Origin of the sequence: Pantoea sp. S18, assembly GCF_045689705.1 — a bacterium.
Lineage (GTDB): Bacteria > Pseudomonadota > Gammaproteobacteria > Enterobacterales > Enterobacteriaceae > Pantoea > Pantoea symbiotica.
Genome location: NZ_CP142688.1, coordinates 2,471,367 through 2,483,550, shown reverse-complemented (window position 1 = coordinate 2,483,550; position 12,184 = coordinate 2,471,367). Strand labels below are relative to the sequence as shown.

The following is a 12,184-nucleotide window of genomic DNA, read 5'->3' as shown; positions in this document are numbered from 1 at the left end:
TTTTTGCCTGATTAAGGCTTTTCGGAATACAGCAATGACTTCATCTCAACCTCGGTTTGTTAAAACCGGCGGCGATCCGCGTGCGTTTGCGGAATATGCTGCGCTGCGTCAGGAAATGCAGAAACTCACGCACCCGGCGTGTCCGGATTTGGATTGGCCGCATGTATCCGTGCTCTGTTTAACGCTGTTCGAAAAAAACGGCGTCGAGCTGCAAAGCGCCGTTTGGTACACGCTATCGCGTGCGAACACGGCAGGAACGGTAGGTATGACAGAAGGCTTGGCGGTGCTGGTGGCGTTGATTACCCGCGATTGGCCGACCCTGTGGCCGCAGCCAGCGCACTCGCGCATCGAATTGCTGGCGGGACTGAGCCGTCGGTTGCAGCAGTTCCTGCGTACTCAAACGATAACCGAATCTGACTTAACGGCTCTCAGCCAGGCAGCGCGTTTGCTTAGCGAAGCTGGCGATCACCTGCAACGTCTTGAACTGCGTCAGCTTAGTCAGATTGATCCGCTACTGGATCGCATTCGCAATGCCGTGGTGATGCTGGAGCGCTGCGATATTTCAACGTCGAACGCCGTGATTACGCGGCCTGAAATCGCGCCGATTGAGAAGCCCGCACTGGCGTTAGCAGATGCAGAAGTCAGTGGCTGGGTTTATGTTCCGTCTACGGGAGCGCCTGCACCCGATTTGCGGCGGCTGCGCCAACGGGCGTTTATTAGTGGTGTGGGCGCAACGCTGCTGAGCGTGTCACTGATGTTCGTCGCTTACTATTTCGTTGAGCAAAACACCAAGCATGAATCTCCGTTGCAGCAGGAATTACTGGCTTCGGTATCGCCAATCCCAGCACCGCTTGAGCCTGAAATGGTTGCAAAACTCCAGGCTAATCCCCCCGAATGGCTAAACGACGGCGCATGGCTGGAGCAAACGCAGCAGCAACTAAACTGGCTGCAGGGCGCAGCACCGGACTGGAATCTGCAGCACGGCAATGCACTGGTGATGCAGGCCAGCCTGTTATTGCCTGATTCGGACGCTGTTAAAACGATGAGCGCACGCTGGAACAAGCAACTTAAGGCGGCAGCGCTGCCTGCTGAGAAAATGCAGGGATGGCAGCAGGGCATGGAGCAGCTAAACATGTTGTCGCAGCGCCTGAACGGACTGGATGAGAAGCGCGGCAAATATCTGACGGTGAGCGAACTGAAAACGGCAGTCTATGATATGACGCAGGCGTTCAACGGAACGGTGCCACTGGAAGAAGAACTGCGCGTGTTGCAGCAATCAGGTGGTGACGTTCCACAACATCAATTAGCACAAGCGGAAATGCACTTGAAGCAGCTTATCGCCAGTTATCAACAGGTGGTCACATCTTCAAGAGAGTAATATTGAGCAAAATCCGCGGGCTAATTTGCTTTTGCCAGCTGTTAAATTAGGCGGGGGTTCGAATCCCCCTTCTCTGTAGAACAGGCAAAAAAAAGCCTGAACTTTCGTTCAGGCTCTTCTTTAGAATGTGGCGGTGAGAGGGGGATTCGAACCCCCGATACGTTGCCGTATACACACTTTCCAGGCGTGCTCCTTCAGCCACTCGGACACCTCACCACATTTTTTTGTCAACCGCGCTGGGTCAACGGGGCGCTACTATAGGGAGATCGCTGAAAAGGGTCAAGTGCTATTTTCTCCTTTTGTTCTATTCGCTTAAGCTCTGAGCGTATTGCCGTTAGCCTGCTCAGAATGGCGATTCTGTCATCAAATCATTCCCTTTCTGTCACAAAAATGTCACCGCACTGTCGCAGACTTGTCCGCGGAAACATTTGGTTATATCTATGGATAAGGATGCTTATAAATGAAACAGATACCTCTCTTTACGGTTACGCTGCTGGCTTCGCTGATCGCGACATCAGCAGTGGCAGAAGATGCACAATATTCCCGCGCCGCTACCGGCGATGTCACCGAACACGGTGGCGCACGACGTCTCACTGGCGACCAGACCGAAGCGCTGAAAGCTTCACTAATCAATAGCACGGCGAAAAACGTGATTCTGCTGATTGGTGACGGCATGGGTGATTCGGAAATCACCGCCGCGCGTAATCAGGCGCGTGGTGCAGGCGGCTTTTTCCCCGGTATTGATGCGTTGCCGCTAACCGGTCAATACACGCACTATTCATTAGATAAGAAAACCCACAAGCCAAATTACGTGACGGATTCCGCCGCCTCAGCCACCGCGTGGGCCACCGGCACCAAATCCTATAACGGCGCAATTGGCGTCGACGTGAACGGCAAAGATCAAGTGACGATTCTTGAGCTGGCGAAAGCCGCCGGTAAAGCCACCGGCAACGTCTCCACTGCTGAATTGCAGGACGCCACGCCAGCGGCATTGATTGCCCACGTCACCTCGCGCAAATGCTACGGCCCGGAGAAAACCACTGAGCTGTGTCCAACTAATGCTCTAGAACAGGGCGGTAAAGGATCGATTACCGAGCAGATGCTGAAAACCCGTGCGGACGTTACGTTAGGCGGCGGCGCGAAATCTTTCGGTGAAACCGCCAAAGCTGGCGAGTATCAGGGCAAAACCCTGCGCGAACAGGCTCAGGCGCTAGGCTATCAGTGGATTGATAATCTGGATGGCATGAACGCTATTCAACAGGCCGACCAGAGCAAACCGGTGCTTGGCCTGTTCGCCGACGGCAATATGCCGGTGCGCTGGCAGGGACCGAAAGCCAGCTATCACGGCAACATTGATAAGCCGGTGGTGACCTGTGAAGTGAATAAAGAGCGTCCAGCTTCGGTACCGACGCTGGCGCAGATGACCAAAAAAGCTATCGATCTGTTGAGCACCAATGAAAAAGGCTTCTTCCTGCAGGTGGAAGGCGCGTCGATTGATAAGCAGGACCATGCAGCTAATCCATGCGGTCAGATTGGTGAAACAGTTGATCTGGATGAAGCGGTGCAGCAGGCGCTGGCATTTGCGCGCGAGCACGGCGACACGTTGGTGGTGGTGACCGCCGATCACGCGCACAGCAGCCAGATCGTGGAAAACGGCACCAAAGCACCGGGCCTGACGCAGGCGGTGAACACCAAAGATGGTGCAGTGATGACCATCAGCTACGGCAATTCAGAAGAGCATTCGCAGGAACACACCGGCACGCAGGTGCGTATTGCAGCTTATGGCCCGCATGCGGCCAACGTGGTCGGTTTGACCGATCAGACCGATCTGTTCTTTACTCTGAAGGATGCGATGGGATTGAAGTAACGGGGTTATTGTTGAGAAGGTCGCCATAAATGGCGACCCTACAGTAGTTAGTGAGGTTTTCGTAGGGTGCGCATTCATGCGCACCTTCTTACATAGGCAATTTATTGCTTAGGTGAGCGGCATTACGCCATTAATGGCGACCCTACCTTACAAGCCGCGTTTTGCCATCAACCGTGCTAAATCCACCAGACGATTAGAGAAGCCCCATTCGTTATCATACCAGGCAAGGATCTTAACCAGATTGCCGCCAATCACCAGCGTAGAAAGCCCATCAATAATCGATGAACGGGCATCGCCCTGATAATCGCTCGATACCAGCGGCTCATCGCTGTATCCGAGAATCCCCTTCAGCGGACCTTCTGCCGCCGCCGCTTTAAAGGCGTCGTTCACCTCTTCTGCTGTCACATCACGTTTCAGCGTCACGGTTAAATCCACAATCGAAACCACCGGCACCGGCACGCGCAGGGAATAGCCGGTCAATCGACCATCCAGCTCCGGAATCACCCGACCGAGCGCCTTCGCCGCACCGCTTGAGTAAGGCACAATCGACAGCGCCGCCGCCCGCGCACCGCGCAGATCTTTCTCTGGCTGGTCGTGTAGCACCTGGCTGTTGGTATAAGCATGCGTGGTGTTCATTAAACCGTGCTCGATTCCAAACGCCTGATGCAGCACCGCCGCCGCTGGCGCTAAGCCGTTGGTGGTGCAGCTGCCGTTACTCACTACAAAGTGCTGCTGCGGATCGTAACGCTGATCGTTGACGCCCAACACAATTGTCAGGTCATCGTTTTTGCCCGGCGCGGAGATAATCACGCGCTTCGCACCGCCGCTAGTGATATGCACAGCGGCTTTGTCGCGTTCGGTGAAGAAGCCGGTGGCTTCAATCACGATATCCACGCCGACATCGCGCCAGCGAATATTCGCCGGATCGCGCTCGCTGAACACGCGCACCGCTTTGCCATCAATGCGCAATTCGCCTTCGCCGGCTTCCACTTCCGCCGGTAATCTGCCGAGCAGGGAATCGTGTTTCAACAGATGCGCGAGAGTTTTACTGTCGGTGAGGTCGTTGATGGCGACGATTTCAATATCGTCGCTGCCCAGCGCTGCACGAAAAACGTTACGTCCGATACGGCCAAAGCCGTTAATGCCGATCTTAGTCATGGTTGACTCCTTTTCCGAAGATGCTGGAGTCACTCTAGGCCGACGACGCAGTGGCGTAAACGCCAAAAAAGGATCACTTTACGCCAATTTTCTGCAGTGAAAGCGTTGGCGGTATTCGCCCGGCGTGAGATGCAGCTGGCGCTCAAAACTGCGACGTAAATTGATGCTGCTGCCAAAGCCGGTATGTTGCGCGATGCGATCCAGCGTGTCGTTGCTTTGCTCCAGCTGTTCACGCGCGGCGGCAAGGCGCGCTTCGGCCACATAACGTGCGGGTGGCGCACCGGTTTCTCGGGTGAACACGCGGGTGAAGTTGCGCGGGCTCATGGCAACGCGCTCCGCCAACTTCTCCACCGACAGATCGTCGGCGAGGTTGGCGCGGATCCAGTGTTGCAGTTCACCGATCGGGCCGATGCCGCTTGGCGTTTGCAGATGAAAACGGCTGAACTGCATCTGCCCGCCGGGACGGCGCAGATACATCACCATATCCTGCGCAATATCGCGCGCCACGCTAAAGCCGAAATCCTCTTCCACCAGCGCCAATGTCAGGTCAAAGCCCGAGCTGACGCCGCCGGAGGTCCAGATCGGTCCGTCCTGAATAAATAGCGGGCCGCTTTCCACCTGAATGTTTGGATAACGCGACTGCAAAGTATCGAGCAAGCGCCAGTGCGTGGTGGCACGGCGACCATCCAGCAAGCCGGATTCCGCCAGCAGCATCGCGCCGCCACACACCGAAACCACGCGTCGCGCCTGCGGGGCCGCCAGCTTAATGAAATCAACCACCATGTTCCCTTCTTCCGCGCTGTCGCCGCGTCCGGTGATCATGATGGTGTCCCACGCAGTGCGCGGATCGACATCGGCCAGTTTGAGGTCGGCTAACAGATTGAGGCCCGATTGGCCATGGATCACCTGATGTGATTGAGTGGTGGCGAGGCTAACGCGATAGCGTTGCTGATCAACGCCAACCGGCAGATGCTGATTGGCGTGCATCAGGATATCGGCGATACCCGCCGCTTCGAACAGCATGCCGCCGTCGGGCACAATAATCAGAAAGGTTTTCATGGCGTGAAATGGATTTATTGACGGAATAAGCCAGAGTGTCTCATGAGGCAGGGATTAACGCCATGCATACCAGGTCGCCATGAATGGCGACCTTACGCTACGCCGATGCGCCACTGCTCGGGCGGCAACGTGCCGTTCACGGCGAAATCGCCGACGATGCGATCCTTATAGATGCGCGGATTGTGAGAAGAAAGGGTGCGCACGTTGCGCCAGAAGCGGTCAAGCGCCAGCGGTTTCAACGTGGCCGACGCGCCCAGCGCATCAAACAGCGTCGAGCTGGCGTTGAGTAACAAATCGCTCACCACATTCAGCGACTGCGACACTTCCAGTTCGGCAATCGCCACCGCGTGGTTCTCGTGCTCCTGATCGCCGCTGAAGTGGGCGTCATAGGCACGTTGCAGCGCGCTGGCGGCGTGCAGCACAATCGCGCCACTGCTGTAGGCCGCGCCACGCAGGCGTCCAACCACCTGCAAAATCTGCGCATCCTGCGCGGCACGCGGCGCATTACCGTTGCTGTATGTGCGCGTGCGTGAAGCCACCTGCTGCGCCACTTCGCCGCTCTGCGCGCGGCCTATGCCTGCCAGCGTCGCCAGATGAATCAGCTGATAAAACGCCGGTGAATACCTGAAATGAATCTCTTCGTTGATGTCATCGGCGGCGATCGCCACGTTAGCGAAAATAGCCGTGCCGCTGGCGGTCAGGGTTTGGCCGAAGCCGTTCCAGTCGTCGAGCAACGTCACGCCCTCGGCGGTGCGGGAAACCGTCACCGATACGCCTTTGCCGTTTTCATCGGTGATACCGATATCAATCCAGTCGGAATAGAGCGAGCCGGTGGTGTAAAACTTGCGGCCATTAAGCCGCCAGGATTCGCCGCTGCGCGCAATGTGCGTGGAGAATTCTGACTGGCGTGCTTCGCCGGTTTCGCTCCATGCGGGCCCGACGATTTCGCCGCGTCCGACCCGCGTCAGCCACTTGTCACGAAACTGGCTGCTGCCGCTGTTCAGCACGTTTTCCACAAAGCCGAGATGACCGCGAATCGATTGCACCAGATTGGAATCCGCCTCGCCGAGCTCAATCAGCAGTGCGAACAGCTCAGGCAGCGTCGCGCCCAACCCGCCATGGCTCTCCGGCACGCGCAGTGCGGTGAAACCGCCTTGTTTCAGCCACGCAATTTGCTCCAGCGGCAGTTGACGCTGCAGCTCACGCTCAATCGCGCCCGCGCGTATTTTCTGGAACACCGGACGGAAACGCTCCGCCAGCTGTTCATAACGGGATGACGGGCCAGCTCCCCAACCTGATTCGATGTGCGACATGACGCTTCCCTCCAGCGTAGAAATTTTCATTACTATGTCATCGCCATCGGGCGCAAATTAATGCTTTTTCTGCGTAAGCTATTTCACCAAATAACTAATCGCTGCTTATTTCACTATATGGAACAAATAATTCAATTCTGCATATTCACTGCCACTATTGTTATTTGCCGCGTTTTATATCTGTGCTCTATTCAAACGCTACTCCGTGAGTTACCCATTAATTTCCAAAAAACATAATTTCAAGCGGAATAGATCCATGCGAAATCTGTTATTTGTCTTTAACCGGGAAATGTAGCGAAATGAAATATCTGTCTCTTCAGCGGTTATTCATGCCGATATTGGCGACAATAAGTGGTGCGTTGCCCTTAAGCGTCAGCGCGCAGAGCGATTCGCCCCGTTATAGCAACGGCACGCTGGTTTATCTGCATGAGCAGGAGCCACCTTGCTTGTGGGGCGGCTGGGTGCAGCAAGCTTATTTATCGCGTCAGGTTTTTGATTATCTGGTGAGTTATGACAACGGACAAATTCGTCCGTGGCTGGCTGCCAGCTGGAGTGAATCCGCCGATCGTAAAACCATTACGTTTCATTTACGCCACGACGTTAAATTTACCGATGGCGATGTATTTAATGCCGATGCAGTTATTGCGAATTATCCAGCGTGGCAAAAAGGAATAGGCTGGCACGGTTTTACCTATATGACCGGATTTACCAAGGTCGATGATTATACCGTGGCGCTGCATTTATCTGAGCCGAATCCCGAAATCTATAATGTGCTGGCAAATGGTCATTACGGATTTCAATCGCCCGATTCGCTGGCGCATAACAGCAGCGAGCAGAAGTGCTTACGACCGGTCGGCACCGGACCGTGGAAAGTGGCGCGCTGGGTGCGCGGCGATGGCATCAGCTTTGTGCGCAATGACGACTATCGCTGGGCACCGCCAAACGCGCACCACAACGGCCCGGCGTATATCAAGCATCTGGAGTGGAAGTTTGTACCGGATGCCACCACGCGCTGGGGCGCACTGGTGAGCGGCGGCGCGGAGGTGATTTATCAGCCGCCATCCGCGCAGTGGCAGGCGCTGCAACGTCACTATCAAACGCTCTCTTATGTCGCCACGGGACGGCCGCAGGCGTTCTCCTTTAATGTGCAGCGCGGTCCGTTTACCGATCAGCGGGTGCGCCAGGCATTTGCTTACGCGCTGGACCGCAAGCAGATCGTCAAAACCGTGTTTAAAGGCGCAGTGCCGTATGAGGGCAATGGCTCGCTGAGTAAAAGCACACCGCTCTATCTGAATGTCGACGATCGCTATTCGCTCAATATCGCCAAAGCCAATCAGCTGCTGGATGACGCGGGCTGGACCGGACGCGATGCCGCCGGCTATCGCACCCAAGACGGTAAAACGCTGGATGCGCGCTTACCGTTTATTCAGGCGATTATCGACCAGGAAGGCGCGCTGATGCTGCAGGCGGTGCAGGACCAGGTCAAACGCGTCGGCATCAAGCTGGATCTGATCCCGCTGACGCAAACCGAAGGCTTTGCCGGTGCACGTTCGCGTCCGGGAGATAAGGAAATCAGCTTTGGTTACTGGGTTTGGCCGTCGCCCAACATCCTCGACATCGTCTACAACCATGCGCTCAACGGTGCGTTCAACGGCAATAACACCAGCTTTTACAATAATCCTGAAGTTGAAGCGCAAATCCTTGATGCGCAGCGCGAGCCCGATGCGCAACGCCGGCGGCAAAAGTTTGACCTGTTGCAAAAGTGGTTTGACGATCAGGCGATTGCCATCGGCGGCTACAACTTCACCTACAACGTTGCCATCGCCAACAACCTACGCGGGCTTTGGCAGGATCAGGGCAACGGATTGCTGAACTTTAACGATGCTTACTTCGTGCAGGAGCAGCCATGAGTGAATTAACGTCATCGCCGCCGCAAAACAGCGCCGCCCATCTGGCAAACGTGGCCACGCCACGCAGCCGCACGGCGTCGTTGCTGCGGCGGATTTCACTGCGTATCGCCTCCGCACTTTTCGTGCTGTGGGGCACCATCACCGTGACATTTTTGGTGCTGTCGGTGCTGCCAGGCGATCGCGCCACTATCCTGCTAAATATTACTTCCGGGCAGGTGATTGAACGCACGCCGGCTGAGCTGGCACCGATCAACGCGCAATACGGTTTTGATAAGCCGATTGTCGAGCAGTATCTGCACTATTTCTGGCGGCTGCTACACGCCGATTTTGGTTTCTCATTTGAGCTGCAGCGGCCGGTGGTGCACATCATCGCCGAGCAATTGCTGCCGACCTTTACGCTGGCGATTGCCGCGCTGCTGCTGGCGTGGATTATCGCCATTCCGTGGACGCTGCTCACCGCCGGTCGCAACCGTCGGCTGGCGGCGTTTGGTTCGGCGGTGGAAACCATCATGGCCGGATTGCCACAGTACTGGATTGGTATTCTGCTGCTGATCGTTTTCGCCATCGGCCTGCGCTGGTTCCCGGTGGTCGGCGGCACCAGCCTGCTCGGCACCGTGCTGCCCGCCATCACGCTGGCGATTCCGCTGGCGGGCTTTATTGGTCACGCCATTCGCGGCGAATTTGAACGCAGCATGCAGCAGCCGTTTGTGCTGTCGGCGCGGGCGCGCGGCATGAGTCTGGCAGGCGTGCGGCTGCGCCATGTGTTACGTCACGCGCTGATTCCGGCCATCACGCTGAGCGGCTGGGCGATTGGCAATTTGCTCTCTGGCGCGGTGCTGGTGGAAGCGGTGTTTGCCCGACCGGGACTTGGCAACGTGCTGGTCAATGCGGTGAGCAACAAGGATTTTGCGCTGGTCTCCGGCATCGTGATTCTTATCAGTTTCCTCTACATCGTCATTAACCTGGCGGTTGACCTGATTTACCTGATCATCGATCCCCGTCTGCGAGGTCGCGCATGACAAATCATCTCACGGATTACGCCGCACCGCGCACCACGCGCATCAGCTGGCAGTTGCCGCTTTCGGTGCTGCTCTCCGCTCTCGTGGCGCTGTTCTTTATTGTCGCGGCCATCGCGCCCGGCGTGCTGGCGACGCACGATCCCTTCAGCACCGATCTCTATCGCGCGCTGCAAGCGCCTTCGTGGAACAACTGGCTCGGCACAGATGACATTGGCCGTGACCTCTATAGCCGCATTATCTGGGGCACGCGTCAGTCGCTGCTGATTGGCATCGGCGCGATGGTGATCGCGCTATTTGGTGCGGTGGTGCTCGGCTTTAGCGCCGCGCTCGGCCCGCGCTGGCTGGCGGAGCCGGTCAATCGTCTGCTGGAAATCCTGCTGGCGTTTCCCACCTTGCTGCTGGCGCTGCTGTTTGTCGCGCTTTTGGGTCCCTCCGCCAGCAGTTTGCTGATCTCGGTCGGCATTGGCACCGCGCCGGGTTACGCGCGATTGGTGCGTGCGCAGGCATTGCAGGTCAAACAATCCGGTTATGTCGAAGCGGCGCGTGCGCTCGGTCATCCCTGGCCGCGGCTGTTTATCCAGCACATCGCGCCCAACGTGTTCCGGCCGTTGTTCTCGCTGGTGGCGTTAGGCATCGGGCAATCGGTGGTGTGGGCATCTGGGTTGTCGTTTCTTGGATTAGGCGTAGTGCCACCGTCGCCGGAGTGGGGCGCGCTACTCGAAGCCGGAAAAATTAACGTCACCGTCGCCTGGTGGCTGGAAGTGCTGCCGGGCATTGCGATTGTGCTGGTGGCGCTGTCGTTCACGCAGATTGGCCGCTACATCCAGCAGCGAGCGGAAGGGGAGAAGCGCTAATGAGCAACAATGTGATTGATGTGCGCGGCCTGAATATCTGGGCCAGCAGCGAAAGCGGGCAACCGCGCCATATTGTGAAGAACGTCAGCTTCGCACTGCAACGCGGGCAATGTCTGGCGCTGGTGGGCGAATCGGGCTCGGGAAAAAGCGTCACCGCTCGTTCGCTGGTGGGATTAGCTGGTGACGGATTGCAGGTGCAGGCTGCAACGCTGAGCCTGCACGGCGAGACGCTGCAGCAGCGTAGCGACAGTTGGTGGCGGCAGGTGCGCGGCAGCAAAGTGGGTTTCATTTTACAGGACGCGCTGGTGTCGCTGGATCCGCTGCGTCCGGTGGGTAAAGAGATCGCCGAAGCGCTGGCGCTGCATGGCTGGGGCAACGCCGCCAGCCGTCAGCAGAAAGTGCAGACCTTGCTGGAAGAAGTCGGCGTGCCGCAGGCGGCTTATCGCGTCAGCCAGCGGCCGGGAGAGTTATCGGGAGGCTTGCGCCAGCGCGCGTTGATCGCTTCGGCGATTGCGCTGCATCCGGATGTGCTGATCGCCGATGAGCCCACCACCGCGCTGGATGTCACGGTGCAGGCGCAGGTGCTGGAGGTCTTACGGCAGATGCTGGATCGCGGCACCAGCGTAATTCTGATTAGCCACGATCTGGCGGTGGTAGCGAAAATCGCCGATCAGATTCTGGTGATGCAGGGCGGATCGATTGTTGAGGCGGGTACGGCGTAGCAGGTGCTGCAACAGCCGCAGCATGCGTATACCCAAGGTTTGATTAACGCGATTCCCAGCGAGCACACTAAAGGGCAACGCCTTTCGGGCAGCGCGGCAAGTGTGTTAATCCGATCCGTGACGCCATCAGCGGAAGTGCTGCTGGAAGCGCGACATATCGTGAAGCGTTTTCGCGGGCACAGCGCCGTCGATGACGTCTCCTTTAGCTTGAAACGCGGCGAGACATTGGGGATTGTTGGCGAGTCGGGTTCAGGCAAAACCACCTTGTCACGCATTGCGCTGGCGCTGGAAACACCGGACAGCGGCGAGGTGCTGTTTGCCGGTCAGCCGTGGAGCCACGCGTCCGCCGCCGATCAACGTGCCATTCGCCGCCAGATCGCCGTGGTGTATCAGGATCCGCTCTCCTCGTTCGATCCGCGCTGGCGCGTGGCTGACATCCTGCTGGATGCGATTGCGCTCGATCGGCATGCGCCAACGCAAACACCGCGCGAGCGAGCGATTAGCCTGCTGCAATCGGTTGGGCTCGGCGCAGAGCATCTCACGCAGTGGCCAGCGCGCATGTCGGGCGGCCAGCGCCAGCGTGTGGCGATAGCCCGCGCGATTGCGACCCATCCAAAAGTGATTGTGCTCGACGAAGCAGTGTCGGCGCTGGATGTCACCATTCAGGCGCAGATTCTCGATCTGCTCAGCGATCTACAGGCGCAGCTCGGCGTCAGCTATCTGTTTATCTCGCACGATCTCGGCGTGATCCATCACATGAGCGATCGCGTGTTGGTGATGCAAAACGGCCAGGCGGTCGAGCAGGGCGCCGCCGATGAGGTGTTCTACCGCCCGCGCCATCCTTACACCCAGACGTTACTTGCCTCGCTGCCACGTCTGGCCGCGCCGGAAACTGCCTAACTTT

The 12,184-nt window shown here is 57.4% G+C and carries 8 protein-coding genes, 1 tRNA gene and 1 pseudogene; 6 read left to right on the top strand and 4 right to left on the bottom strand.

Annotated elements, in window-relative coordinates; genetic code table 11:
• Nucleotides 1-34 precede the first annotated feature (34 nt).
• The gene (locus VIJ98_RS11515; protein WP_323274050.1) at nt 35-1,378 is read left to right on the top strand and encodes a VasL domain-containing protein; all 1,344 of its coding nucleotides are present in this window, start codon (nt 35-37) and stop codon (nt 1,376-1,378) included.
• Nucleotides 1,379-1,506: 128 nt separating this feature from the next.
• Here the strand turns inward: VIJ98_RS11515 and VIJ98_RS11510 are convergent.
• Nucleotides 1,507-1,594: transfer RNA gene (locus VIJ98_RS11510), tRNA-Ser, on the bottom strand.
• A gap of 244 nt (nt 1,595-1,838) precedes the next feature.
• Between VIJ98_RS11510 and phoA the strand changes: the two genes are divergently transcribed.
• Entirely contained in the window at nt 1,839-3,245 is a 1,407-nt protein-coding gene (gene phoA / locus VIJ98_RS11505; protein WP_323274048.1) for an alkaline phosphatase, read from the top strand.
• Between the two features lie 147 nt (nt 3,246-3,392).
• On the opposite strand, the gene gap is transcribed toward phoA, so the two are convergent.
• The 3 genes from gap to VIJ98_RS11490 form a co-directional block, all read right to left on the bottom strand.
• Entirely contained in the window at nt 3,393-4,403 is a 1,011-nt protein-coding gene (gap, locus tag VIJ98_RS11500; protein ID WP_265297692.1) for a type I glyceraldehyde-3-phosphate dehydrogenase, read from the bottom strand.
• 78 nt (nt 4,404-4,481) lie between these two features.
• Nucleotides 4,482-5,462, bottom strand: coding sequence for a helix-turn-helix domain-containing protein (locus VIJ98_RS11495; RefSeq protein ID WP_323274045.1), 981 nt, complete (start codon nt 5,460-5,462; stop codon nt 4,482-4,484).
• Nucleotides 5,463-5,554: 92 nt separating this feature from the next.
• Nucleotides 5,555-6,775, bottom strand: a complete 1,221-nt coding sequence (locus VIJ98_RS11490) for an acyl-CoA dehydrogenase family protein (protein WP_323274043.1) — start codon at nt 6,773-6,775, stop codon at nt 5,555-5,557.
• Between the two features lie 299 nt (nt 6,776-7,074).
• Here VIJ98_RS11490 and VIJ98_RS11485 point away from each other — a divergent pair, with 299 nt between their 5' ends.
• From VIJ98_RS11485 to VIJ98_RS11470, 4 genes and pseudogenes are all read left to right on the top strand, one after another.
• Entirely contained in the window at nt 7,075-8,685 is a 1,611-nt protein-coding gene (locus VIJ98_RS11485; RefSeq protein WP_323274039.1) for an ABC transporter substrate-binding protein, read from the top strand.
• Nucleotides 8,682-9,704 (top strand): ABC transporter permease, encoded by a 1,023-nt coding sequence (locus VIJ98_RS11480; RefSeq protein ID WP_323274037.1) that lies wholly within the window; start codon nt 8,682-8,684, stop codon nt 9,702-9,704. The genes VIJ98_RS11485 and VIJ98_RS11480 overlap by 4 nt, the downstream gene beginning before the upstream one ends.
• Nucleotides 9,701-10,558, top strand: coding sequence for an ABC transporter permease (locus tag VIJ98_RS11475; protein WP_154193840.1), 858 nt, complete (start codon nt 9,701-9,703; stop codon nt 10,556-10,558). The genes VIJ98_RS11480 and VIJ98_RS11475 overlap by 4 nt, the downstream gene beginning before the upstream one ends.
• A pseudogene (locus tag VIJ98_RS11470) lies at nt 10,558-12,180 on the top strand (dipeptide ABC transporter ATP-binding protein). Before VIJ98_RS11475 ends, VIJ98_RS11470 begins: the two are co-directional and overlap by 1 nt.
• Nucleotides 12,181-12,184 lie beyond the last annotated feature (4 nt).